General features: G+C 61.1%; 20 protein-coding genes and 2 pseudogenes. 11 read left to right on the top strand and 11 right to left on the bottom strand.

Annotation, left to right across the window (positions count from 1 at the left end; all coding sequences use genetic code 11):
• The first annotated feature begins 47 nt into the window (after nt 1-47).
• Both M0746_RS27865 and gbdR read left to right on the top strand, forming a co-directional pair.
• A pseudogene (locus tag M0746_RS27865) lies at nt 48-1,423 on the top strand (L-serine ammonia-lyase).
• 539 nt (nt 1,424-1,962) lie between these two features.
• Complete coding sequence (gene gbdR, locus M0746_RS27870) at nt 1,963-3,066, top strand: choline metabolism transcriptional regulator GbdR (protein ID WP_007949927.1); 1,104 nt, start codon at nt 1,963-1,965, stop codon at nt 3,064-3,066.
• Between the two features lie 238 nt (nt 3,067-3,304).
• On the opposite strand, the gene M0746_RS27875 is transcribed toward gbdR, so the two are convergent.
• From M0746_RS27875 to M0746_RS27900, 6 genes and pseudogenes are all read right to left on the bottom strand, one after another.
• Nucleotides 3,305-3,568: a hypothetical protein gene (locus tag M0746_RS27875; RefSeq protein WP_016772808.1), complete on the bottom strand. Its 264-nt coding sequence runs from the start codon at nt 3,566-3,568 to the stop codon at nt 3,305-3,307.
• Between the two features lie 319 nt (nt 3,569-3,887).
• Entirely contained in the window at nt 3,888-5,051 is a 1,164-nt protein-coding gene (locus M0746_RS27880) for a gamma-butyrobetaine dioxygenase (protein WP_258451325.1), read from the bottom strand.
• A 25-nt stretch (nt 5,052-5,076) separates the two neighbouring features.
• Nucleotides 5,077-5,553, bottom strand: coding sequence for a thioesterase family protein (locus tag M0746_RS27885; RefSeq protein WP_258451326.1), 477 nt, complete (start codon nt 5,551-5,553; stop codon nt 5,077-5,079).
• A gap of 223 nt (nt 5,554-5,776) precedes the next feature.
• Nucleotides 5,777-6,741 (bottom strand): annotated as a pseudogene (locus tag M0746_RS27890) (L-carnitine dehydrogenase).
• A 141-nt stretch (nt 6,742-6,882) separates the two neighbouring features.
• A complete protein-coding gene (locus M0746_RS27895) occupies nt 6,883-7,770 on the bottom strand; it encodes a 3-keto-5-aminohexanoate cleavage protein (protein ID WP_208939465.1) in 888 nt (295 codons plus the stop codon).
• A 119-nt stretch (nt 7,771-7,889) separates the two neighbouring features.
• Nucleotides 7,890-8,834 carry a choline ABC transporter substrate-binding protein gene (locus tag M0746_RS27900; RefSeq protein ID WP_258451327.1) on the bottom strand — a complete coding sequence of 315 codons (945 nt, stop codon included), beginning with the start codon at nt 8,832-8,834 and terminating at the stop codon, nt 7,890-7,892.
• A 190-nt stretch (nt 8,835-9,024) separates the two neighbouring features.
• On the opposite strand from M0746_RS27900, the gene M0746_RS27905 reads away from it, so the two are divergent.
• Nucleotides 9,025-9,969 (top strand): GlxA family transcriptional regulator, encoded by a 945-nt coding sequence (locus M0746_RS27905; protein ID WP_258451328.1) that lies wholly within the window; start codon nt 9,025-9,027, stop codon nt 9,967-9,969.
• 122 nt (nt 9,970-10,091) lie between these two features.
• Here M0746_RS27905 and M0746_RS27910 read toward each other — a convergent pair whose 3' ends face one another.
• Together M0746_RS27910 and M0746_RS27915 are read right to left on the bottom strand one after the other, a co-directional pair.
• The gene (locus M0746_RS27910) at nt 10,092-10,508 is read right to left on the bottom strand and encodes a DUF3010 family protein (protein ID WP_258451329.1); all 417 of its coding nucleotides are present in this window, start codon (nt 10,506-10,508) and stop codon (nt 10,092-10,094) included.
• Between the two features lie 47 nt (nt 10,509-10,555).
• A complete protein-coding gene (locus tag M0746_RS27915) occupies nt 10,556-10,957 on the bottom strand; it encodes a lysozyme inhibitor LprI family protein (protein WP_042606632.1) in 402 nt (133 codons plus the stop codon).
• A 231-nt stretch (nt 10,958-11,188) separates the two neighbouring features.
• Between M0746_RS27915 and M0746_RS27920 the strand changes: the two genes are divergently transcribed.
• From M0746_RS27920 to etfB, 6 genes are all read left to right on the top strand, one after another.
• Entirely contained in the window at nt 11,189-12,166 is a 978-nt protein-coding gene (locus M0746_RS27920) for a dipeptidase (protein ID WP_007962626.1), read from the top strand.
• Between the two features lie 105 nt (nt 12,167-12,271).
• Nucleotides 12,272-12,802: a DUF5943 domain-containing protein gene (locus M0746_RS27925; RefSeq protein WP_005792152.1), complete on the top strand. Its 531-nt coding sequence runs from the start codon at nt 12,272-12,274 to the stop codon at nt 12,800-12,802.
• A gap of 15 nt (nt 12,803-12,817) precedes the next feature.
• Complete coding sequence (dgcA, locus tag M0746_RS27930) at nt 12,818-14,878, top strand: dimethylglycine demethylation protein DgcA (protein ID WP_208939472.1); 2,061 nt, start codon at nt 12,818-12,820, stop codon at nt 14,876-14,878.
• Nucleotides 14,879-15,040: 162 nt separating this feature from the next.
• The gene (dgcB, locus tag M0746_RS27935; RefSeq protein WP_258451330.1) at nt 15,041-16,990 is read left to right on the top strand and encodes a dimethylglycine demethylation protein DgcB; all 1,950 of its coding nucleotides are present in this window, start codon (nt 15,041-15,043) and stop codon (nt 16,988-16,990) included.
• The gene (etfA, locus tag M0746_RS27940) at nt 16,990-18,210 is read left to right on the top strand and encodes an electron transfer flavoprotein subunit alpha (protein ID WP_258451331.1); all 1,221 of its coding nucleotides are present in this window, start codon (nt 16,990-16,992) and stop codon (nt 18,208-18,210) included. The genes dgcB and etfA overlap by 1 nt, the downstream gene beginning before the upstream one ends.
• Nucleotides 18,211-18,219: 9 nt before the next feature.
• Complete coding sequence (gene etfB / locus M0746_RS27945; RefSeq protein WP_208939475.1) at nt 18,220-18,990, top strand: electron transfer flavoprotein subunit beta; 771 nt, start codon at nt 18,220-18,222, stop codon at nt 18,988-18,990.
• A gap of 928 nt (nt 18,991-19,918) precedes the next feature.
• On the opposite strand, the gene gbcA is transcribed toward etfB, so the two are convergent.
• Nucleotides 19,919-21,214, bottom strand: a complete 1,296-nt coding sequence (gbcA, locus tag M0746_RS27950; protein ID WP_016772823.1) for a glycine-betaine demethylase subunit GbcA — start codon at nt 21,212-21,214, stop codon at nt 19,919-19,921.
• Between the two features lie 296 nt (nt 21,215-21,510).
• Between gbcA and gbcB the strand changes: the two genes are divergently transcribed.
• A complete protein-coding gene (gbcB, locus tag M0746_RS27955; RefSeq protein ID WP_208939476.1) occupies nt 21,511-22,611 on the top strand; it encodes a glycine-betaine demethylase subunit GbcB in 1,101 nt (366 codons plus the stop codon).
• Between the two features lie 58 nt (nt 22,612-22,669).
• Here the strand turns inward: gbcB and M0746_RS27960 are convergent, their stop codons facing one another.
• Together M0746_RS27960 and M0746_RS27965 are read right to left on the bottom strand one after the other, a co-directional pair.
• On the bottom strand, nt 22,670-23,203 hold the full coding sequence (locus M0746_RS27960) for an REP-associated tyrosine transposase (RefSeq protein WP_258451332.1): 534 nt from the start codon (nt 23,201-23,203) through the stop codon (nt 22,670-22,672).
• Between the two features lie 524 nt (nt 23,204-23,727).
• A complete protein-coding gene (locus tag M0746_RS27965) occupies nt 23,728-24,768 on the bottom strand; it encodes a threonine aldolase family protein (RefSeq protein WP_090286977.1) in 1,041 nt (346 codons plus the stop codon).
• A 126-nt stretch (nt 24,769-24,894) separates the two neighbouring features.
• Between M0746_RS27965 and M0746_RS27970 the strand changes: the two genes are divergently transcribed.
• Nucleotides 24,895-25,605: a conjugal transfer protein TraX gene (locus M0746_RS27970; RefSeq protein WP_258451333.1), complete on the top strand. Its 711-nt coding sequence runs from the start codon at nt 24,895-24,897 to the stop codon at nt 25,603-25,605.
• Nucleotides 25,606-25,836 lie beyond the last annotated feature (231 nt).

Consider the following 25,836-nt stretch of genomic DNA (forward strand, 5'->3'; position numbering starts at 1 on the left):
CGGGCGCTTTTGCCGCCCGGACCGGTATTCTCAGGAGCTCTGCAGCAATGGCTATCAGCGTTTTCGACCTGTTCAAAATCGGCATCGGCCCTTCCAGTTCGCACACCGTCGGGCCGATGCGCGCCGCGGCATTGTTCGTCGAGGCGCTGCGCGACAAGCACCAGCTGGAGCAAGTGCGCCGTATCGAGGTGCAACTGTTCGGTTCGCTGTCGGCCACCGGCGTTGGTCACGGCAGCGACAACGCAGTGATCATGGGCCTGATGGGCGAGTGGCCGGACGCCATTGACCCGGCGCAGATCGGCCCGCGCATTCAGGCACTGCGCGAAACTCATACGCTGTTACTGGATGGTCGCCTGGCGGTGCCGTTTGTCTGGGCGCGCGACATGCGCCTGATCGATGAAAACCTGCCGTTCCATCCCAATGCCATGACCCTCGTTGCCGAGGGTGATCGCGGTGAATTGCATCGCGACACCTACTATTCGGTCGGCGGTGGTTTTGTTGTCGATGAAGCCCAGGCGTCCAGCGGTGTCGTCGATCTTGACCGTACCGAGTTGCCCTACGACTTTTCCAGCGCGGTCGAACTGCTCGAACTGTGCAAGAAGCACAACCTGCGCGTCGCCGAACTGATGATGGCCAACGAAAAGGTCTGGCGCAGTGAAGAAGAAATCCGCGCCGGGCTGATGAAGCTGTGGCGGGCGATGCAGGATTGCGTCGAGCAGGGTTTGAAGCACGAAGGCATTCTGCCCGGCGGCTTGAATGTGCGCCGGCGTGCGGCGAAGTTGCACCGCAGTCTGCAAGAACTGAACAAACCCAATGTCATCGGCTCGACGTTGAGCGCGATGGAATGGGTCAACCTGTTCGCCCTCGCGGTGAATGAAGAAAACGCCGCCGGTGGGCGTATGGTTACGGCGCCGACCAACGGCGCGGCGGGGATTATCCCGGCGGTGTTGCACTACTTTATGAAGTTCAGCGAAGCAGTGACGGACGCCAACGTCGTCGACTACTTCCTCGGCGCGGCGGCAGTGGGGATTCTGTGCAAGAAGAATGCTTCGATCTCTGGTGCGGAAGTGGGGTGCCAGGGGAAGTCGGTTCGGCTTGCGCGATGGCGGCGGCAGGGCTGGCGGAAATTCTCGGCGCCACGCCTGAGCAATTATGCAACGCGGCGGAAATCGGTCTGGAGCACAACCTCGGCCTGACCTGCGACCCGGTCGGCGGCCTGGTGCAGGTGCCGTGCATTGAGCGCAATGCGATTGCCGCAGTGAAAGCGATCAACGCGGCGCAAATGGCGTTGCGTGGCGACGGTCAGCACTTTATTTCGCTGGATCGGGTGATCCGCACCATGCGCGATACCGGCGCGGATATGCATGACAAATATAAAGAGACCTCGCGCGGTGGGTTGGCGGTCAGCGCGGTTGAGTGTTGAAACCGAGTTGCGCTTATCGCTGGCAAGCCAGCTCCCACAGGTTCTTCAGTGTTGATGCTATTTGGTTAACACCACAAATCCCTGTGGGAGCTGGCTTGCCAGCGATGGGGCCAGACCAGTCAAAACTGCTCACCAAACGCACACCACCATTCAACCGCGCCACCTTTTGGCGCGTCGCAATCAGATAAGAGCGGTTGTCAGTCGTGACCGCCGAGTCGCTAATCGACCGTCCATCGCTTGTGCTTGCGGTGACACTCTGTGCCAATCCCCTGCAGGCCAGTTCCCACAAGTGCTACCGATCTGCTCACAGGCTGCGCGGCAGGGCTCTGGCGGCGCCTGATGGCACTTCGAAATGCCGCGTTCGCAGGTCTCGAATAGACGCGTCGCGAGGTCGTTTTCAGGAGTTATTGAATGGCCGTCCAATTTTAGGCATGGCAATTGCTCTGTCATAACAAAGCCTGCTTCCCTCGTGAGAACGCCGGCAATAACAAGAGCCTCCGCCTGAGGCCATCACCCGCTTTGTGTGAGGAGATACCGCGATGACGTCGTTCAACTCCGGGGCCCAACCCCAGAACCGTGCGCCTCAATCCATCGGCTTTCTGCTGCTGGACAATTTCACGCTGATTTCTCTGGCGTCCGCAGTTGAACCGCTGCGCATGGCCAACCAGTTGTCCGGTCGTGAGCTGTATCGCTGGAGCACCCTCACCGTTGACGGCGGCCAGGTCTGGGCCAGTGACGGTCTGCAGATCACTCCCGACGCCTCCATGCACAAAGCCCCACCGCTGGACACTGTAATTGTCTGCGGCGGCATCGGCATTCAGCGCACCGTGACCCGTGAACATGTGTCCTGGCTGCAAAGCCAGGCGCGTCAGTCCAAGCGTCTTGGCGCGGTGTGCACCGGCAGTTGGGCGCTGGCCTGCGCCGGCCTGCTCGACGGTTTCGATTGCAGCGTGCACTGGGAATGTCTGGCGGCGATGCAGGAAGCCTTTCCACGCGTGGCCATGAGCACACGCCTGTTCACCCTCGACCGTAACCGTTTCACCAGCTCCGGGGGCACTGCGCCGCTGGACATGATGCTGCACCTGATCAGCCGCGATCACGGCCGCGAGCTGTCGGCGGCGATCTCGGAAATGTTCGTCTACGAGCGCATCCGCAACGAGCAGGATCACCAGCGCGTGCCGCTCAAGCACATGCTCGGCACCAACCAGCCGAAGCTGCAGGAGATCGTCGCGTTGATGGAAGCCAACCTGGAAGAACCGATCGATCTGGATGAACTGGCGGTGTATGTCGCGGTGTCGCGTCGACAGCTGGAGCGGTTGTTCCAGAAATACCTGCACTGCTCGCCGTCGCGCTATTACCTGAAGCTGCGGCTGATCCGCGCCCGGCAACTGCTCAAGCAGACGCCGATGTCGATCATCGAAGTGGCGTCGGTATGTGGTTTCGTCTCGACCCCGCACTTCTCCAAGTGCTACCGCGAGTACTTCGGCATTCCGCCGCGTGACGAGCGTGTCGGCTCCAACACCACCCAGCAAGTGGCGATGCTGCCGCTGCCGCAGGCGATTGTGATGTCGCCGTTGTCGGGACCGATGTCGGCGTTGAGTCAGGCGCGTAATGAATCGACGTTTGCCAGCGTAAGGCTTTGATGTGATCGTTCCCACGCGCAGCAAAGGAATGCAGCCCGGGACGCTCTGCGTCCCAAAAGGCCGAACGCGGAGCGTCCGTTGAGGCATTCCCACGCAGAGCGTGGGAACGATCAGGCAAGGCTGTAGACCGCGTCAGCTTCATCGCTGGCAAGCCAGCTCCCACAGGGTCAAGGCATTACACAAATTTTGCGTCGGCCCGGATCATTGTGGGAGCTGGCTTGCCAGCGATGGCGGCCTGTCAGGCGCTGTGGGACTGCTGGTAATCCGAGAGGGCTGGCAGCAACTGCTTGTCGATTGCCTGACGCACCGCCGGCTGAATGCTCGCGCCGCTGGTGTACATGTCCTTGACCATCTTGCGCAGTTCAAACGCGCGCACGTTGTCCAGCCCGCGCACCGCACACTCGCAGGCCTGTTCGGCGGTGGTGCCGCTCGGCACCTGGATGCCCAACGCCTTGAGCTGGCCCAACAGGTCTTCCTGATCAATCAAATCGGCGTACATCATCACGCAAATCCTTCTGTGGCATCGGAGGTCTGGCTCGATTCTGGTGGCCCCGACCGGAGGCGGCAAGGGCGTTTTGTCGCAGTGGCCGGGACGACTATGAACAGGTCGTTTTCGGCTAACCGGCGAAAATGTCGACTAGGCACACTGGCCTCAGCTCGCTTCACGAAGGTTTGGTCACCCTCGCCTGGCAGCTCCTCGACAGTACCCTCCTCAGCTCCGATCCTGTCACGGCTTGATCGGGGTTTTTTTTGCCTGTGAATCAGAAATGCCCCGGTTGTCTGTGCTGACGCCATCGCTGGCAAGCCAGCTCCCACAGGGTCTAGCGTTGCAACACCAGAATCCGCGACAACAATTCATCCCGGTCGACATAGCAACCCTGAAAATGCCGCGCTCCGGTCGCGGGATCAAAGGCATTGCGCGCATGCAACGTGCGTCGGTTATCGAAGCACCACAGCTCACCTGGATTGAGCCGTTGCATCAGCCGAAACCGCGGCTCGCGGGTCATCGCGATAAACCGCCGATAGGCGCGATACAGCAACGGCATCTGCTCAACTGAAGTCTCAAATGCCCCGCGCAAGAAGTTCGCCATGCGAATCTCCGCGACCCGTCCCAGCGTATCGAGGGCAATGATCGGCGCCAGGCGGCGATAGTCGCTGTGACGGTCCTTGTTGCGAAATTCCACGGGGATTTCGCATAGCGCCTGAAACAGCGGCGGATCCTCTTGGCGCAAGGCATCGGCGATCGCAAAGCCGTCGACGAAAATACTTTCGCCACCCTCGGCGTCATTCACCAGGCAATGCAGAAACTGCAGGCCCGGTTGCAGCTCGCGGGTGGGCAGGTCGGTGTGCAGCGGCAAGTTGAAAGCGGTGTAGGCGTTACTGTCGGCGTCGGCTTTGGATTGCACGTTGAACAGCACGCCGAAATTGCTCTCGCGAATGAAGGAAATCCGCTGGGCGATGAGCTTCAGCGAACCGGGCTCGGTGGGCACGCCGCGCACTTGGGTCAGGCCAATGTCGCGCACTGCGAGCAACCACTGCAGCAGGGCGGTGTTGTCGTTCAACAGCGCTGAATATTCGAACACCGGCAACTGCAGATCGCTGCGCCAAAGAAAAGGCTTGGGTTTCGCGGCGAGTCGTTCAGCGCGAGATTCATCGTCATAGGCATGCGCGCGCAACCAGCCCGGATCGAAACGGCTGAGGTGGCCGTCGGTCCAATCGATGCGCAGGCAGCCTTCGGTATCAACGTAGGCGGCGCTCGGTTGCAGTTCGTCAGGTGCATCGACAATCTCGAAGACCTGCTCGCGGGTAACGCTGTAAACGCACTGTTGGCACGGACAGTTGTCCCGCAGCCAGACATGATGAAACGGGCTGACGCGGCCGTCAGCCCATTTGATGACAACGCGATCCGCCAGACCCTGCACACCACTCAGCGCGCTGATCAACGGATAAGTACGAAAATCGGCAACAGCGGCAGCGGTGTTCATGGCGGCTCCAGATGATCGATGAATTTTACCGGGCGGGTGGCAGCGCAATGACGCGGCCGATGTAAGCGGGAGCGGGCAGGTCCTGCTGCTCGGCGACGATGCTTTGCAGGTGACTCAGGGTGTCGGCACTGAACGGCGCCGAACGCGGGCCGGCGAGGTCAACGTGCAGCAGCATCTGTTCGTTGCCGGCCAGTTCCTGCGCATCACCGACCTTGTGCAGGCTGTGGTAGAGGTGCAGGCGTTTGTTGTCGTGGCCGATGATCTGCGTGCGCACTTCGACCTCGGTGTCGAGCTTCACTTCGTGCAGATAATTGAGGTGCAGTTCGAGGGTGAACAGCGAATGACCACTGGCTTCGCGGTTGTTGCTGTCCATGCCAAGGCGATCCATCAGCGCGTCGGTGGCGTAGCTGAAGATCAGCAGGTAGAAGGCATCGCGCAGGTGGCCGTTGTAGTCGACCCAGTCGGGGATGATTCTGGTTTGGTAGGTGGTGAGGTGGGGCATGGTTTTCGGTTCCGGCAGTTGGTGGGTCGTTAGGATCAAGAGCAACCCCCTCACCCCAACCCTCTCCCCAAGGGGAGAAGGGGAAAGGGAGCTGATCGGGGGCCTTTCAAAACTTGAGCTCGGCTCGCTGGTGCAAGTCGGCGTCACTCGAACAATCAACGCGGTCAGTTCCCTCTCCCCCGGGAGAGGGCTAGGTGAGGGCTGCGGTGTCATGCCATACGCATCACTCGCTGAACGTCATCCCATGCTTCTCTTTGGTGGTTTTCACCGCCTCAAGCACCGCCAGCAAACAATCATCACGATAGCGCTCCAGCGCCGCAATGCTGTGCCGGCCCAGTTGATCTGTGGTGCCATCAACCACATCATCGATCAGCTTGTCAGTCAGCTCCGGCGCCGGCAGATACGTCCACGGCAACTGCAACGCCGGGCCGAACTGCGACATGAAGTGACGCATGCCGGCATCACCCCCGGCCAGGGTGTAAGTCAGAAACGTGCCCATGAACGACCAGCGCAACCCGGCGCCAAAGCGGATCGCATCGTCGATCTCGCCGGTGGTTGCCACGCCGTCATTGACCAGATGCAGCGCCTCGCGCCACAGCGCTTCGAGCAAACGGTCGGCGATGAACCCCGGCACTTCCTTGCGCACATGCAACGGACGCATGCCGAGGGATTCGTAGACTTGCATCGCCGCCTGAACGGCCTCGGGCGCGGTGTTCTTGCCGCCTACCACTTCTACCAATGGCAGCAGATACACCGGGTTGAACGGATGCCCGACCACGCAACGCTCAGGGTGCGTCGAACTCTCGTAGAACTCGCTCGGCAGCAGGCCCGAGGTACTTGAACCAATCAACGCATCGGGCTTGGCCGCTGCGCTGATTTTGCTGTGCAGCTCAAGTTTCAGATCCAGCCGTTCGGGGGCGCTTTCCTGAATGAAATCGGCGTCGCACACGCATTCTTCAATGGTCGCGACAAAGCGCAGGCGATCCTGCGAAGCGCCCGGTGCCAGACCGTTTTTCTCCAGTGCCCCCAGGCATTGGCCACGCGTTTGCGCAGCGCGGCTTCGGCGCCCGGTGCCGGGTCCCAGGCCACTACGTCGAGACCGTGGGCGAGGGCGCGGGCAACCCAGCCACTGCCGATGACACCGCTGCCGAGGGCGGCGAAGGTTTTGATTTCGGTGATAAAACTCATGAGCGGTCCTTGAATGTTCGGTGATCCCATGTGGGAGCGAGCCTGCTCGCGAAGGGGCTGGCACTGCTGATGAAGATGCGACGGATGTACCGGCCTCTTCGCGAGCAGGCTCGCTCCCACAAGGGTTGAGGTGAGTTCGGTTCAGCCGCGCTGGGTCAGGCCCATTTTCTTGCGACCTTCAGCCGGGGTCAGCACGCGGGCGCCGAGGCGGCTGAGGATTTCACTGGCGCGCTCGACCAGTTGGCCGTTGGTCGCCAGCACGCCCTTGTCCAGCCACAGGTTGTCTTCGAGACCGACCCGCACGTTGCCGCCCAGCAGCACCGCTTGCGCCGCCATCGGCATCTGCATGCGGCCGATGCCGAACCCGGCCCAGACCGCGTCGGCCGGCAGGTTGTCGACCATGGCTTTCATGGTGGTGGTGTCGGCCGGCGCGCCCCACGGAATGCCCAGGCACAGCTGGAACAGCGGGTTGTCGAGCAAGCCTTCCTTGATCAGTTGCTTGGCGAACCACAGGTGACCGGTGTCGAAAATCTCCAGTTCGGCCTTCACGCCCAATTCAGTGATGCGCTTGGCCCCGGCCCGTAGTTGCGCTGGGGTGGACACGTAAATGGTGTCGCCGTCGCCGAAGTTCAGGGTGCCGCAATCGAGGGTGCAGATTTCCGGCAGCAATTCTTCAACATGGGCCAGACGGGTCAGCGGGCCGACCAGATCGGTGTTCGGGCCGAACTCCATCGGGTTTTCGCCGGCGCCGATTTCCAGGTCACCGCCCATGCCGGCGGTGAGGTTGACGATGATGTCGACGTCCGCCTCGCGGATGCGCTCCATCACTTCGCGGTAAAGGGCCACGTCACGGCTGAACTTGCCGGTCTGCGGATCGCGCACATGGCAGTGCACGACGGTGGCGCCGGCCTTGGCGGCTTCGACGGCGGCGGCAGCGATCTGTTTCGGGGTGACCGGCACGTGCGGGCTCCTGGCGGTCGTGTCGCCAGCACCGGTGAGTGCGCAGGTGATGATGACGTCGTGGTTCATGGTGCGGTTTCCTTGGGGCGTTATGGGTCTGTCCGCGGCCCTGTTCGGGGCTGCGAAGCGTCGTTAAATCCCCTCTCCCTACGGGAGAGGGTCAGGGTGAGGGGCTTTTCAAATGGGAGTTATTTGCTGGTCAGCTGCAGATTCTCAGCGGCCGGTTTGCCATCGAACGTGGTCACCCCTTCGAGCCAGCGCTGCTTGTCTTCAGGGTGATCCTTGAGCCATTGCTTCGCCGATTCGAAGGCGTCTTTATGATCGAGCAGCGGCTGCATCATCCGGCTCTCGGATTCGGCGGTGAAGGTCAGGTTGGTCAGCAGGCGGCCGATGTTCGGGCACTGCTCGGCGTATTTCGGCGCGGTCACGGTCCACACCGTGGCCATGCCTTCGTTCGGGCCAAGTGCGTCTTCGCTGCCGGTCAGATAAGTCATCTGAATGTTGACGTTCATCGGATGCGGCGCCCAGCCGAAGAACACCACGGCTTCCTTGCGACGTACTGCGCGATCGACGGCGGCGAGCATGCCGGCCTCGCTCGATTCGACCAGCTGGAACTTGCCGAGGCCGAACTGGTTCTTGGCGATCATCGCCTTGATCTGCGTATTGGCCCCCGAGCCTGGCTCGATGCCGTAGATCTTGCCGCCCAACTCCTTCTGGAATTTGGCGATGTCGGCAAAGGTCTTCAGACCCTTGTCCGCCAGATACGTCGGCACCGCGAGGGTGGCGCGGGCGTCTTTCAGGCTTGGCGCATCGAGCACCTTGACCTGATTGGCCTCGACGAACGGGGTGATGGTCTGGGTCATCAGCGGGTTCCAGTAACCGAGGAACAGGTCCAGGCGCTGATCGCGAATCCCGGCGAAGATGATCTGCTGGGAGGCGCTGGTCTGTTTGGTGCTGTAGCCGAGGCCGTCGAGCAGGACCTGGGTCATGGCACTGGTGGCGATTACATCGGTCCAGTTGACCACGCCCATGCGCACGTTCTTGCAGGACGCCGGTTCGGCCGCCATGACGCCGGTGCTCAAAAAAGCGGTACCGCTGAGTGCAAGAACGCAGCTGCTGATCAGTCGTTTCATGTCGGGTTCCTCGGCAGTTCGATTATTGGGTTTCCGGCATCTGGCGCGCCGGTGGTGCCAAGTTACGCAGCAACGGCCCGGTGAAAGCGCACAGCGGCGACTGGCATTTGCACTGTAGCGACCTGCACGCTTGAATGCCGCCGGCAAACGGCGTATCAACGTTCCACGCGTCCGCCAACCGAGTGCGCCCATGTCCCAGGATTTTTACTTTTTGCTGATGCCGGGGTTCTCTGCCATCGGCTTTATCTCCGCCATCGAACCGCTGCGCGTGGCCAACCGCTTTCGTGGCGAGCTGTATCGCTGGCATGTGCTCAGCGCCGACGGCGGGCCGGTACTGGCAAGCAATGGCATGTCGGTCAACGCCGATGCCGCGTTGGAGCCGCTGAAGAAGGGCGCGACGTTGCTGGTGGTGGCCGGGTTCGAGCCGCTGAAGTTCATCACGCCGACGCTGGAGCACTGGTTGCGTCGGCTGGACAACGACGGTGTGACGCTCGGTGGTATCGACACCGGAAGTTTCGTCCTCGCCGAAGCAGGCCTGCTCGACGGGCATCGCCTGACGCTGCACTGGGAGGCGATCGATGCGTTCAAGGAATCTTATCCACAGCTCAGCGTGACCCAGGAGCTGTTCGAGATCGACCGGCGGCGGATCACCTCGGCGGGTGGCACGGCATCGATTGATTTAATGCTCGATCTGATCGCCCAGGCCCACGGCCCGCAACTGGCGATTCAGGTCAGCGAGCAATTCGTGCTCGGGCGCATCCGCCCGCGCAAGGACCACCAGCGCATGGAAGTCGCCACGCGCTACGGCATCAGCAACAAGAAACTGGTGCAGGTGATCGGCGAGATGGAACAACACAGCGAACCGCCGCTGACCACGCTGCAACTGGCGGAATCCATCAACGTCACCCGGCGACAACTGGAGCGCTTGTTCCGGCTGCATCTGAATGACACACCGAGCAATTTCTATCTGCGCCTGCGCCTTGAGAAGGCGCGGCAACTGCTGCGCCAGACCGACATGAGCGTGCTCGAAGTGAGCATTGCCTGCGGTTTTGAATCACCGTCGTACTTCACCCGCAGCTATCGCGCAAAATTTGCCCGCTGCCCGCGCGAAGACCGGCGTACCGCGCAGGCCTGAATGGTTTCACACACAAACCCCTGTAGGAGTGAGCCTGCTCGCGATGGCGGTCTATCGGCTGACATGTGCGGGACTGACCCACCGCTATCGCGAGCAGGCTCACTCCTGCAATTTGATCGGCATTACCTCTTCACCAACGCCGAACAAGCGGCTTTGTAAGCCTCATGCTGATATTTGTTCAGCGTCCCCGGCAGCTCGAAATTATGCTTCTTGGCCTGGGCATTGATCGTCTGCGGCGACAATAGCGTCACCTCACACCCGTCCAGCAGCTGAAAAACGCCTTCAATCTTGAACGTCGTCGGCCCACCGGCAAACTCACCCTTCTTGCTGCGCTTCTTGATCGCAATCCGGTCCACCGCGTTCTCCCGCACAAACGACGCCACCTGCGCCGCGAACAGCTTCACGTTGGCCGCATCGTCATCGTCATCGAGGGCAATTTTTTTCGTGGCGAGAGGGATGTGGCTCAGAGTCGAACCGTCGAGCGCAGCCACGGCGATGATCGCTTCGCTGCCTTTGATTTCGATGCCGCAGATGTTCATGGGAATCCTTAGACTGGCTTAAGAGGTTCAGCTTACAGCTCAAACACTCACTCCTGCCCGATCGACTCCAAAAACTCCGACCGTTCATCACTCATCCGCGCCACACAATCATTCTGCGCAATAGTGAACGCCTTGCTGCCAGCCGTCGCCGGGAACGCTTCCACTGCGCAATCGGCGTCCCGCGTCTTCAACCATTGCTGCTGTGCAGTCTTCAACTTGGCGGTGATGTCGGCCAGTTGCGTCGGGTTCTTGCCGTACGCGGTCTGCATGCGTTCGTTGAGGCTGGCGTAGTTGTCCTTGAGCAGGTCTTCGGCGGTAGTGCGGCTGTAGGCCGAGCATTCCAGGGTCTGGATGTCGTTTTCCACCGCGTCGCACGGGTTGTTCTCGGATTCTTCGGCGGCGTGGGCGCCGGTCGCAATCAGTGCCAGGGCGAGGAAGATCGATTTCATTGGGGTCGCTCTAATCCGTGGGTAGGTGCAGGCTGCGGCAGATTCTGGCGCAAGCGCGCGGGCTTGAACAGCCAGCCGAGGAGGGCGGCGCACGACCCTTTGTCGCGGATTGACGCTTTCGGCAATTCCCCTGTCGTTTTTGCACCCGGTCGCCCCGACACCTAGGCATATGCTGGCCCCAAAGCGCCGGCAGACGATTCGGCGCATGAATCGCCAACAAGGGGACGCCTGATGAGCCCAGCCGAATTACACGCCGACAGCATCGTTATCGACGGTCTGATCATTGCCAAATGGAACCGCGAGCTGTTCGAAGACATGCGCAAGGGCGGTCTGACGGCGGCCAACTGCACTGTGTCGGTGTGGGAAGGCTTTCAGGCGACCGTGAACAACATCGCCGCCAGCCAGAAGCTGATCCGCGAAAACAGCGACCTGGTGATGCCGGTGCGCACCACCGCCGACATCCGGCGCGCCAAGGAACAGGGCAAGACCGGCATTCTCTTCGGCTTTCAGAACGCCCACGCTTTCGAAGACCAGATCGGCTATGTCGAGGTGTTCAAGCAGCTCGGCGTCGGCATCGTGCAGATGTGCTACAACACCCAGAACCTGGTCGGCACCGGTTGCTACGAGCGTGACGGCGGCCTGTCGGGTTTTGGTCGTGAAATCGTCGCCGAGATGAACCGCGTCGGCGTCATGTGCGACCTGTCCCACGTCGGTTCCAAGACCTCCGAAGAAGTTATCCTCGAGTCGAAAAAACCGGTCTGCTATTCGCATTGCCTGCCGTCGGGTCTCAAAGAGCACCCGCGCAACAAGTCCGATGCAGAACTCAAGTTCATTGCCGACCACGGCGGTTTCGTCGGCGTGACCATGTTCGCGCCGTTCCTCGCCAAGGGCATCGATTCGACCATCGACGATTACGCCGAAGCGATCGAATACACCATGAACATCGTCGGCGAAGACGCCATCGGTATCGGCACCGATTTCACTCAGGGTCACGGTCAGGACTTCTTCGAATACCTGACCCACGACAAGGGCTACGCCCGCCGTCTGACCAGCTTCGGCAAGATCATCAACCCGCTGGGCATCCGCACCGTCGGCGAATTCCCCAACCTCACCGAAACCCTGCTCAAACGCGGCCATTCCGAACGCGTGGTGCGCAAGATCATGGGCGAGAACTGGGTCAACGTCCTAAAAGACGTCTGGGGCGAATAACGCTTTCTCAAGACCGCCGCCGATCTGCCCCCTCTCCTGCGGGAGAGGGCTGGGGTGAGGGCCGCGGCCAACACTGAACCATCATTTTTCTGGAGTTAAGTTTCCATGGCCAAGATCGCCCCGCAATTGCCAATCGAAGTCGACAGCGAGACCGGTGTCTGGACCTCCGACGCCCTGCCGATGCTCTACGTGCCGCGGCACTTCTTCGTGAATAACCACATGGGCATCGAGGAGGTATTGGGCGCTGACGCCTACGCCGAAATCCTCTACAAGGCCGGCTACAAGTCCGCCTGGCACTGGTGCGAAAAAGAAGCTGAATGCCACGGTCTGGAAGGCGTTGCGGTGTTCGAACACTACATGAAGCGCCTGTCGCAACGCGGCTGGGGTCTGTTCAAGATTCAGGACATCGACCTCGATAAAGGCACCGCCAGTGTCAAGCTCGAGCACTCTGCATTCGTCTATGTCTACGGCAAAGTCGGGCGCAAGGTCGACTACATGTTCACCGGCTGGTTTGCCGGCGCCATGGACCAGATCCTCGAAGCCCGTGGCAGCAAAATTCGCACTGTGGCCGAACAAGTCTACGGAGGCTCCGAAGAGGGCCACGATGACGGCTTGTTCACCGTCAAGCCGTTGTAAGCCGAGGACCGTGCCATGGCTTTCGAAGCAATGTTCCAGCCGATCCAGATCGGCAAACTGACCATCCGCAACCGCGTGCTCAGCACCGCGCACGCCGAGGTCTACGCGACTGACGGTGGCATGACCACCGACCGCTACGTCAAATACTACGAAGAGAAAGCCAAGGGCGGCATCGGCCTGGCCATCTGCGGCGGTTCGTCCGTGGTGGCGATCGACAGCCCGCAGGAATGGTGGAGTTCGGTCAACCTGTCCACCGACCGGATCATTCCGCACTTCCAGAATCTGGCCGACGCCATGCACAAGCATGGCGCCAAGATCATGATCCAGATTACCCACATGGGCCGGCGCTCGCGCTGGGACGGTTTCAACTGGCCGACCCTGATGTCGCCGTCGGGCATCCGTGAACCGGTGCACCGCGCCACCTGCAAGACCATCGAGCCGGAAGAGATCTGGCGGGTGATCGGCAATTACGCCCAGGCCGCGCGCCGGGCCAAGGCCGGTGGCCTCGATGGCGTCGAACTGTCGGCCGTGCACCAGCACATGATCGACCAGTTCTGGAGCCCGCGCGTCAACAAGCGTACCGACGAGTGGGGCGGCAGCTTCGAAGGGCGGATGAAGTTCGGTCTCGAAGTGCTCAAAGCCGTGCGCGCCGAGGTCGGTGACGACTTCTGCGTGGGCATGCGCCTGTGCGGTGACGAGTTCCACCCGGACGGCTTGTCCCACGAGGACATGAAGCAGATCGCCAAGTATTACGACGACACCGGCATGCTCGACTTCATCGGCGTGGTTGGCTCGGGTTGCGACACGCACAACACCTTGGCCAACGTCATTCCGAACATGAGTTATCCACCGGAGCCGTTCCTGCATCTGGCTGCCGGGATCAAGGAAGTGGTCAAGGTGCCGGTGCTGCACGCGCAGAACATCAAGGACCCGAACCAGGCCACTCGGATTCTCGAGGGCGGTTACGTCGACATGGTCGGCATGACCCGGGCGCACATCGCCGACCCGCACCTGATCGCCAAGATCAAGATGGGCCAGATCGACCAGATCAAGCAGTGCGTCGGCGCCAACTACTGCATCGACCGTCAGTATCAAGGTCTCGATGTGCTGTGCATCCAGAACGCCGCGACTTCCCGTGAATACATGGGCGTGCCGCACATCATCGAGAAATCCACCGGGCCGAAACGCAAAGTGGTGATCGTCGGTGCCGGCCCGGCCGGGATGGAAGCCGCACGGGTGGCTGCCGAGCGGGGTCACGACGTAACGCTGTTCGAAAAGAAAGACTTCATCGGCGGGCAGATCACTACCGCGTCGAAAGCGCCGCAGCGCGACCAGATCGCCGGCATCACTCGCTGGTTCCAGCTGGAACTGGCGCGTTTGAAAGTCGATCTGCGCCTCGGCACTGCGGCCGACGCCGACACCATCATGGACCTGCGTCCAGACGTGGTGGTGCTGGCGGTCGGCGGGCATCCGTACCTTGAGCAGAACGAGCACTGGGGCGCCGCCGAAGGGCTGGTGGTCAGCAGCTGGGACGTGCTCGACGGCAAAGTCGCGCCGGGCAAGAACGTGCTGGTCTACGACACCATTTGCGAGTTCACCGGGATGTCGGTCGCCGACTTCCTCGCCGACAAGGGCAGCCAGGTCGAGATCGTCACCGACGACATCAAACCGGGCGTGGCCATTGGCGGTACGTCGTTCCCGACCTACTACCGCAGCATGTACCCGAAAGAAGTGATCATGACCGGCGACATGATGCTGGAGAAGGTCTACCGCGAAGGCGACAAGCTGGTGGCGGTGCTGGAGAACGAGTACACCGGCGCGAAAGAGGAGCGGGTGGTCGATCAGGTGGTCGTCGAAAACGGCGTGCGCCCGGACGAGGAAATCTACTACGCACTCAAGGACGGCTCGCGCAACAAGGGCCAGATCGACGTCGAAGCGCTGTTCGCGATCCAGCCGCAGCCTTCGCTGAGCGAAGCGGGCGACGGTTACTTGCTGTTCCGCATCGGCGACTGCGTGGCGCAGCGTAATACGCACGCCGCGATCTATGACGCCCTGCGGCTGTGCAAGGATTTCTAAGACTCGTTAACTGATCGTTCCCACGCTCTGCGTGGGAATGCCTCATTGGACGCTCTGCGTCCGCTTTGGGACGCGGAGCGTCCCGGGCTGCATTCCCACGCAGAGCGTGGGAACGATCATCGAACGCCGTGTTTCTCCAGGCTGTCTGGTGGGAGCTGCACCATGTTGAACACCCTTCTTCCAATCCTGTTGTTCGCAGCCTTGGGCCTTGCGGTCCTCGGCGCGCTGCGGCGGATGAACATGTGGCGCCGGGGGCGGGCGGCGAAGGTCGATCTGCTCGGCGGTCTGCTGGCCATGCCCAAGCGCTACATGGTCGATCTGCACCATGTCGTGGCGCGGGACAAATACATCGCCAACACCCACGTCGCCACGGCGGGCGGTGCGGTGGCGTCGATTGTGCTGGCGATTCTGGTGCACGGTTTCGGCCTGCATAACCGCATCCTCGGCTACGCCTTGCTGCTGATGTCGGCGGTGATGTTTGTCGGCGCGATCTTCATGTACCTGCGTCGGCGCAACCCGCCGGCGCGGCTGTCGAAAGGCCCGTGGATGCGCTTGCCGAAAAGCCTGCTGGCATTCTCGGCGTCGTTCTTTCTGGTGACCTTGCCGGTGGCCGGGATCCTGCCGGAAAACTTCGGCGGTTGGGTGCTCGCCGCCATTCTCGGTGTTGGCGTGCTGTGGGGCGTGTCGGAACTGTTCTTCGGCATGACGTGGGGCGGGCCGATGAAGCACGCCTTCGCCGGCGCCCTGCACCTGGCCTGGCACCGTCGCCCGGAACGCTTTGGCGGTGGTCGCTCGACCGGTTTGAAAGCGCTGGACCTGAGCAATCCAGACGCACCGCTGGGCGTAGAAAAACCCAAGGATTTCACCTGGAACCAGTTGCTCGGTTTTGATGCGTGCGTGCAGTGCGGCAAATGTGAAGCCGCGTGCCCGGCGTTCGCCGCCGGCCAGCCGCTGAACCCGAAAAAACTGATTCAGGACATGGTCGTCGGCCTCGCCGGCGGCACTGATGCCAAATTCGCTGGCAGTCCGTACCCGGGCAAGCCTGTAGGCGAACATGGCGGCAATCCGCATCAGCCGATCGTCAACGGTCTGGTCGATGCCGAAACCCTGTGGTCGTGCACCACTTGCCGCGCCTGCGTCGAGGAATGCCCGATGATGATCGAGCACGTCGATGCGATCGTCGACATGCGCCGCCATCTGACTCTGGAAAAAGGCGCGACGCCGAACAAGGGCGCCGAAGTCCTAGAGAACCTGATCGCCACCGACAACCCAGGCGGGTTCGCACCGGGCGGGCGGATGAACTGGGCAGCGGATCTGAACCTCAATCTGCTCAGCGAGAAGAAAACTACCGACGTGCTGTTCTGGGTTGGCGACGGCGCTTTCGACATGCGCAACCAGCGCACCCTGCGTGCCTTCGTCAAAGTACTGAAAGCGGCAAAAATCGACTTCGCCGTGCTCGGCCTCGAAGAGCGTGACAGCGGTGATGTGGCGCGGCGGCTCGGCGACGAAGCGACGTTCCAGTTGCTCGCCAAGCGCAATATTCAGACCCTGGCCAAATACCGCTTCAACCGCATCGTTACCTGCGATCCGCACAGTTTCCATGTGCTGAAAAACGAGTACGGCGCGTTCGACGGCAACTATCTGGTGCAGCACCACAGCACCTACATGGCTGAGATCATTCAGGCTGGCGCACTCAACCTCGGCCAGCACAAAGGCAACAGCGTGACCTATCACGACCCGTGCTACCTGGGCCGCTACAACGGCGAATACGAAGCCCCGCGCGAAGTGCTGCGTGCGCTCGGCATCGAAGTCAAAGAGATGCAACGTTCCGGCTTCCGCTCACGCTGCTGCGGCGGCGGTGGCGGCGCGCCGATCACTGACATTCCGGGCAAGCAGCGCATCCCCGACATGCGCATGGAGGACATCCGCGAGACCGGCGCCGAACTGGTGGCCGTGGGTTGTCCACAATGCACGGCGATGCTCGAAGGTGTCGTCGAACCGCGCCCGCTGATCAAGGACATTGCCGAACTGGTCGCCGACGCGCTGCTCGAAGACGCCGCGCCGAGCAAACCGGCGACACCGGCCAAACGTGAACCTGCGGAGGTGCATTGATGAGCGACATTATCCGCCGCGACCCGCGCGCCGAATGGATTGCGCGCAACCGTCTGCATCCGCTGCACGCGGCAATGCAACCGGCGCAATACAGCTGGATGGGGCCCAACGGCGTCATCCGCAAGAATCTGCACGGCATCGGTTTCATCGGCCCCAACGGCATCAAACGCATTGACCGCAGTGGCGCGCAACAGGGCGGGGCGGTCAAGCGTTCGGCCACGGTTGAAGTGCAACTGCCATTGCATCAGGTGCCGGCCCCGGCGTTTTACATCAGCGTGGTGCCGGACATGGTCGGCGGCCGCCTGAGCAGCCACGACCGCGACCTGCTCGGTCTTGCCCACCAATTGGCCGGCACGGACGGCGCGGTGTTGGCGGTGGTTTTTGGCGAGCACAAGGAAAGCGCTTTTGAAACTGCAGGCGTCGATCGCTTGCTGGTGCTCGAAGGCGACGAGTTCAGCGGTTATGCACCGGAACAACGCGTGCAAGGCCTCCGGGCTGTGGATAACCAGTTCAACCCGCGCCACTGGCTGCTGCCGGACAGTCGCAGCGGTGGCGGCGAACTCGGCCGACGCTTTGCTGCAGCGCTGGGCGAACGCCCGGCAACACGCGTTTGGCAAGTGAAGGGCCAGGAATGCATCGGTCGTGCCGGCGCTGGGTTGCAAGACCTCGCCCGTCCGGTTGCACGGTTGATTCTGGCGGCGGCCGAATGCGCCGAACCCGTCAGCGAAACCCGTCACGAAGCACTGCCAGTAGAGTTATCCACAAGCGTCGCGCGCAGCCTGTCGCGAATCGAAGATCTCGGTGCGGTGGCGGTGGACCCGGGCGCGATTCCGATGGCCGAAGCCGAATTCATTTTCTCCGGTGGCAACGGCGTGAAGGACTGGGCGCTGTTCCACGAAACCGCCGCTGCACTCGGCGCCACCGAAGGCGCGTCGCGAGTCGCCGTGGACGATGGCTTCATGGCCCGCGATCGCCAGGTCGGCGCGTCCGGCACCTGGGTCACGGCGCGGGTCTATGTGGCTGTGGGTATCTCCGGGGCGATCCAGCATCTGCAAGGTATCGGCGCCTGCGACAAGGTAGTGGCGATCAACCTCGATCCGGGCTGCGACATGATCAAGCGCGCCGATCTTTCGGTGATCGGCGAAAGCGCAGAGATTCTGCAAGCGTTGATCGAAGCGGTCGCGGCTTACCGCAACGATGCCAAGCGCGATGCGGCTTAAGGAAACCCTATGAACACGAACGTTATCAGTCTGGTTTCGATCGGCGCCCACCCGACCTCGGGCCGGCCACGGCGCGCCGAACAGGATGCTCGCGCTGTCGAGCTGGGCCTGCAACTGGCTGGGGATAACCTGCAAGTGCTGCACGCCGGCGACATCGCCGAACCGGCCCTGCGCGCCTATCTGGGCATGGGTCTTGAGCAGATGCACGTGCTGGAACAACCGGCTGGCGCCGATGCGTTGCCGGCGCTGACGGCGTACCTGCGTGAGGCGGGTGCGCAGGTGGTGCTGACCGGCAGCCAGGCGGAAACCGGCGAAGGTTCGGGCATGTTGCCGTTTCTTTTGGCCGAAGGGCTGGGCTGGCCATTGGTGGTGGGGCTGGCGCAGGTGGAGTCGATCAACGACGGCTCGGCACTGGTGCTGCAAGCGTTGCCGCGCGGCCAGCGGCGACGCTTGAAGGTGAAGCTGCCGTTTCTGGCGACTGTGGATAACGCTGCGCCGAAGCCTCGGCAAAGTGCTTATGGGCCGGCGCGACGGGGCGTGTTGAACGCTGAAGACGTGCAAGTGCTGGACGATGAACTGCTGGCCGTCGCCACGCTGCAACCCGCCAAGCCACGGCCCAAGCGCTTGAAAGTGATCAAGGCCAAGAGCGGGGCTGACCGGATGAAGGCCGCCACTGCGAAGGCCAGCGGTGGCGGTGGGCAGGTTTTGAAAGGTGTAACCGCGCAGGCGGGTGCCGAGGCCATCCTCAAGTTGCTGATCGAAGAAGGCGTCGTGCGCTGAAAAGCCCCTCACCCTAGCCCTCTCCCAGGGGGAGAGGGGACCTACCGTGGTGAATTGGCCAATTACATCGACCTGCGACGTTACGGTGGCCTTGGTTTGGCCAAACCTGAGACCGCCTCGATCGTTCTGTTCGATGTACCTTTGCGAGTCGACTCGGTCGGCTCCGTCTCCCTTTGGGAGAGGGCTGGGGTGAGGGCAAGCAGCTTACCCACAATCCCTGTTGGCGATTCTGTGGATAACATGTTCGCCCCTCACTGCACGCCACGCCAATCAAGCCTTCCAGCCCGATGATCAGAAAGTAATCAGCGTAACCTACGGATTTTCAGCGGTTTTTGTACAAGACCCTGCGAAAACTTGCCCCCAATCTCTGTTGGCGCTTCTGTGGACAACATGTTCGCTATCCTCTGAAAGCCTTATGGAACGGGGCTTACAAGGATGTGATCATATTTTGATCAAATGATGTCTTTCTGCACTGGAAGTCCCCTGGGCGTGGTCTTTTCCCCACCCCCGCACGCTTTTCCACAGATCAAGCGAAGTTACCCCCGAACTCTGTTGGCGCTTCTGTGGATAACGTGTTCGCTACCCGCTACAGAGCTCTAAATACGTGGCCTGTAGAGATTTGTTCAAAAAGTGATCAGTCGTTTTCAGAAACCATGATTCTGAATAAGTAACGGTTTTTCTTTAAAAATCAGTGGAATATTTTTCAGTTCATCCACAGTTACCCCCAGTTGCTGTGGGCGGGTGTGTGGATAACTTGTTTGCGGAAGGCTGGGGGCTTGCCGGGTATGGCTGGCGGGGTAGTTGATCAGAAAGTGTGCAATCAGGGTTTGAAAACAGGGTGAATGTGACATGGCTATCGCGAGCAGGCTCACTCCTACAGGGGAACGCATTCCAAACTGTAGGCGTGAGCCTGCTCGCGATGCTTTTTTTAGCCTTGGACAGGAACGCCTTTGAGGTACGGCGCTGGCTCAGCCCCGAGGTTGTTCAGCATCCGCTCGCTGTACCAGTCGACAAAGTTGACCACGCCAAACTCATAAGTCTTCGAGTAAGGCCCAGGCTGGTACGCGGTGGAGTTGATGCCGCGCTGGTTTTCCTCAGCCAGACGGCGGTCCTGATCGTTGGTCGCATCCCATACCTGACGCATGCGCTCGACGTCGTAATCGACGCCTTCAACGGCATCCTTGTGCACCAGCCATTTGGTGGTGACCATGGTTTCCTGGGCGCTGATCGGCCACACGGTGAAGACGATGATGTGGTCGCCCATGCAGTGGTTCCACGAATGCGGCAGGTGCAGGATGCGCATTGAGCCGAGGTCCGGGTTCTTGATCCGGCCCATCAACTTGGCGCAGCCCTGTTTACCGTCGAGCGTCATCGACACGGTGCCCTTGAGCAGCGGCATGCGCACGATACGGTTGCGCAGGCCGAAGCTGGCGTGGGCGTACGGAATCTTCTCGGCTTCCCAAGCGGCCGCGGAGGCGGCGACGTGATCCTTGAACGCCTGATCGGCGCGCGGGTCGGTGACGTCGTCCCATTCCAGCAGGGTTTTCAGCAGTTCCGGGTGCGACGCGTTGCAGTGGTAGCACTCGCGGTTGTTTTCCAGCACCAGTTTCCAGTTGGCTTTTTCCATCAAGGTGGTGGTGATCGCCACCTTGGTGTTCTCCATGTCGTACGGTTCCATGTAATGGTTGAGCGTCGACAAAAAGTCATCGATGGCCGGCGGGTTTTCCGCCAGGCTGATAAAGATGTAGCCGCCGGCGGTTTTCACATTCACCGGTTTGAGGCCGTACTGCTTCATGTCGAAGTCAGCGCCCATCTCGGTGCCGGCGAACAGCAGGCGCCCGTCCAGTTCGTAGGTCCACTGATGGTAGTGGCAGACCAGTTTGGCGACCTTGCCTTTTTCACTGGTGCACAGGCGCGAGCCACGGTGGCGGCAGACGTTGTGGAATGCGTGCACCACGCCTTCGGCACCGCGAATGACGATAATCGGGTTCTTGCCGACCTGCAGGGTCAGGTAGTTGCCCTTGGCCGGGATTTCACAGGTCATGCCGGCGATCAACCACTCTTTCTGAAAGATCTCCTGCATGTCGATATCGAACAGGCGCTCGTCGCTGTAGAACGGCTGCGGCAGCGAAAAGGTCCGCTCGCGTTCCTGGAGCATCTGTGCGGTGGCCTTGCGTGCGGGTTCCAGCGGATCGCCCAGGCTGATTTTTGCGGTGACGTCCATCGATGTAATCCTCATGGCCCTCTGCGTGGCCGGCGAAAGTGGCTGATCAGGTGTGCTGCAAAACGGTTGCTACGCAAGGTGTAAAGAAGTCGTCTTGTGTTGGGGCGAGTGTGGGGCCGGCGCTGCCCCGAACCTTATCCATGGGCGACATGGTGCAATCTGTTCCCGACGCGCAAGTCCCGGTGGTTGGGGGCTGGTCGCGATAAGTATGTCAATGTCGCGGATAGGTAAACGGACGGTCTGCGCTATACGCAGAATCGCCGACATGAGGCCGACAGTCGGCCGTGGAGAACAGCATGTCCAACAGCTTCCTGAATCCGGTCACCACCCAGACCTGGGCCAATGGCCGACACATTGTCCGTTGCGTCAAAGTCATCCAGGAAACCTGGGATGTGCGCACCTTCTGCTTCATGGCCGATCAACCGATCATGTTCTTTTTCAAGCCGGGGCAGTTCGTCACCCTGGAGCTGGAAATCGAAGGCCAGCCGGTCATGCGCTCGTACACCATTTCCAGCTCGCCGTCGGTGCCGTACAGCTTCTCGGTGACGATCAAGCGCGTGCCGGGCGGCAAGGTGTCCAACTGGCTGCACGACACGCTGCATGAAGGACAGGAGTTGGCAGTGCACGGCCCCGTCGGGTTGTTCAATGCCATCGACTTCCCAAGCCCGAAGGTCTTGTACCTGAGCGGCGGCGTCGGTATCACCCCGTGCATGTCGATGGCGCGCTGGTTCTACGACACTAACGCCAACGTCGACATGACGTTTATCCACAGCGCGCGCTCGCCAAAAGACATCATTTATCACCGCGAGCTGGAACACATGGCGTCGCGGATCGACAACTTCAGCCTGCACCTGATCTGCGAGAAACATGGCCTCGGTGAGCCCTGGGCCGGTTATCGCGGCTACCTCAACCACAAAATGCTCGAACTGATGGTGCCGGACTTCCTCGAGCGCGAAGTGTTCTGCTGCGGCCCGACGCCGTACATGACCGCGGTCAAGCGCCTGCTGGAAAACGCTGGCTACGACATGTCGCGTTATCACGAGGAATCGTTCGGCGCCACGCCACCGGAAGCGCGTGCCGACGCGGTGGAGCAAGCCGAGCAGGCAGCCGATGCGCCGGAAATCGACGCGGCGGACCTGCATCAGGTCGAATTCACCGCCTCGGGCAAGAGCATCCGTGTGGCACCGGGCGAAACCGTGCACGCGGCGGCGGCCAAGCTGGGCCTGATGATTCCGAAAGCCTGCGGCATGGGCATTTGCGGAACGTGCAAGGTGATGAAACTGGGCGGCGAAGTGGAGATGGAGCACAACGGCGGGATTACCGAGGATGATGAAGCCGAGGGTTTCATCCTTTCTTGCTGCAGTGTGCCTAAAGGCGATGTGCGTATTGAGTTTTGAATATGATCGTTCCCACGCTCCGCGTGGGAACGCAGCCCGGGACGCTCCGCGTCCCACTTCAATACCAGCGCTGAACCTCAATCAGTCCCTCAGTTCCTGCGTAGTCCCTGGCACTCGAATACCGCCAATGCTCCGGTAAATCCACGTAACCGCGTTTCACCGGGTTGTTGTGGATGTAATCAAGCTTCTGGCGCATCACTGATTCGCTGTAGACCATCTCTGCGTGCGCGCCTTCTTGCCACAGTTGATAAACCCGATCCTGCTTATGCGCGCGTTTGCTGAAGCGCAGACGCTGCAGGGCTTTGTCGGCGCCTTTGGTTTGCAAATCATTGATGATCTGTCGCGCGGTGAAAGACTTGAACTGGCTGAGGCATTTGCTCAGATCGGGTGCTTGAGCGACGAAGTGCAGGTGGTTTTCCAGGATCACGTAGCCATACAGCTTCAAGTCGTGATGAGTTTGTTGATAGCGCCAGCAATCAAGCAGGTGGTCGACAATGTATGGGCGGATGAACAACGGTAGCCATTCCATCACCGTGCAGGTGAGGAAATGCGGTTTGTCGGTTTCGGTAACCAAATAGCGGCTGCGGCCCATGGGATTCGATCCTTGAATCGTGCGGTGCGACGGAGATGGAACGCGGAGCGTCCCGGGAGGCGTTCCCACGCGGAGCGTGGGAACGATCAGGGTGGGGCGTGCGGATTTATCGCGCTAGCGGAAGAGGCCACTGGTGTGCGTGGGAAACGTCATTTTGACGCGGGATCGTTCCCACGCTCTGCGTGGGAATGCAGCCACTGACGCTCTGCGTCACAGCGGTATTCAGTCTGGCGATGGTGTTGGGGCTGGAGCGCGGAGCGTCCCTGGGAGGCGTTCCCACGTGGAGCGTGGGAACGATCAGGGTGGGGCGGGCGGATTTATCGCGCTAGCGGAAGAGGCCACTGGTGTGCGTGGGAAACCTCATTTTGACGCCGGATCGTTCCCACGCTCTGCGTGGGAATGCAGCCACTGACGCTCTGCGTCACAGCGGTATTCAGTCTGGCGAAGGTGTTGGGGCTGGAACGCGGAGCGTCCCAAGAGGCTTTCCCACGCGGAGCGTGGGAACGATCAGTCTGGCGGGGGAATCAGGCCGACATGACTTCGCGGATGTCACGCGCCAGTTCGCGCACGCGTTCTTCTTCGGTGTCCCAGGAGCACATGAAACGTGCGCCGCCTTTGCCGATGAAGGTGTAGAAGCGCCAGTTCTTCGCAGTCAGCGCGGCGATGGCCGGTTCCGACAGTTGCAGGAACACGCCGTTGGCCTGCACCGGGAACATCAGCTCGACGCCGGGAATGTCGCTGACCAGCTCTGCCAGCAGTTGCGCGCAGTGGTTGGCGTGGCGGGCGTATTTGAGCCAGGCGCCGTTTTCCAGAATGCCGACCCAAGGCGCCGACAGGAAGCGCATTTTCGACGCCAGTTGCCCGGCCTGTTTGCAGCGGTAATCGAAGTCTTCGGCCAGTTTGTGGTTGAAGAACAGAATCGCCTCGCCCACGGCCATGCCGTTTTTCGTGCCGCCGAAGCACAGCACATCGACGCCGGCCTTCCAGGTCAGATCCGCCGGCGAGCAGCCGAGGAATGCGCAGGCGTTGGAAAACCGCGCACCGTCCATGTGCAGGTGCAGGCCCAGCTCTTTGCAGGTAGCGCTGATCGCGCGGACTTCTTCCGGGGTGTAGACGCTGCCGACTTCGGTGGCCTGGGTCAGGGTGACTACACGCGGTTTCGGGTAGTGAATGTCCTGGCGTTTGAGCGCGACTTCGCGGATCGACTGCGGGGTGATCTTGCCGTTTTCGGTGCCGGCGATCAGCAGTTTCGAACCGTTGGAGAAAAACTCCGGGGCGCCGCATTCGTCGGTTTCGACGTGGGCGGTTTCCGAGCAGATCACGCTGTGGTAACTCTGGCACAGCGACGACAGGGCCAGCGAGTTGGCCGCGGTGCCATTGAAGGCGAAGAACACTTCGCAGTCGGTTTCAAACAGGTTGCGGAAATGATCGGCCGCGCGGGCGGTCCATTCATCGTCGCCATAGGCGCGCTGGTGGCCGTGGTTGGCCTGTTCCATGGCAGCCCAGGCTTCCGGGCAGATACCGGAATAGTTGTCGCTGGCGAATTGTTGGCTCTTGTCGGTCATGGCCGGCTTCCGTAATCGAGACTCTTGTGAAGGCTCGTGGTCAATGAAGATGCGCACTTTACCGAAGATCTTCCGGGGAGCACATGCGATGTCGGGTGCAGAAAACTATCAGTTTATGGGCCGATTATGCACCTGAGCCGACGCGACGGCGCGCTGGATCTGCTCAAGTGGCTGGCGTTATTGAGCATGGTCCTTGATCACCTGCGATATGTCGGCTTTTCCGCCGATTGGCTGTATGTGCCGGGGCGACTGGCGTTTCCGTGGTTTTGCCTCGCGATGGCGGCGAATCTGGCTCGCGACGGTTCGAGGAAAATGGAGTGGCGCTATCTGGGCTGGCTGTTGCTGTTCAGCGCCGTCAGTGAGATTCCGTATCGCTTGTACATTCCTGATCCTGACACGTTGAACGTGATGCCGACGCTGGCGTTGGGGTTGTTGGTGGCGCGCGGTTGGCAGGACTCATCGTGCGTATCACGATTGCTCGCGGCCGCTGCGCTGGTGGCTGCGGCGGCTTTCTCAGAGCGACTGATGTTCGGTTTTTTCGGCGTTCTGCTGCCCTTGGCGATGCTGCTGGTGTTTCGTCGCCCGTGGTATTTCAGTCTGCTGCCGGGCCTGATCTGTCTCGCTGCGAATCAATGGCAGGTGTTGCTCGAATCGGCACGGTTCGGCAATCGCGTGGCGATTGTCGGTCTGGCGATGTGTCTGTTGGCGCCAATGCTGGGGATGTTCCTGTTGCGACATGCGCGACATGTCCGGCCTGCACCGATGCGCCGATGGGCGTATGCGCTGTATCCAGCGCATTTCCTGCTGCTGCTACTGATCCGCCAGCTCGCCGCTTAACCCTGTGGGAGCTGGCTTGCCAGCGATAGCGGTGGGTCAGCCACCATCCATGCCAGATGTGCCGCTGCCATCGCTGGCAAGCCAGCTCCCACAAGGTTCTCCAGTGTTTTCGAGATCGAGTCTGGAAAACGCATTTCCAGCCATGTCGTAAACGCACCTTTGCGTGGCGCGCGCAGGCATTTGAGCTGTCTGTGCCGGTCATACCATCGCATCAAAGGGCACCGCTGCGAT

Origin of the sequence: Pseudomonas sp. S11P7, from assembly GCF_023195435.1 — a bacterium.
In the GTDB taxonomy this organism is placed as follows: Bacteria; Pseudomonadota; Gammaproteobacteria; order Pseudomonadales; family Pseudomonadaceae; genus Aquipseudomonas; species Aquipseudomonas fluorescens_G.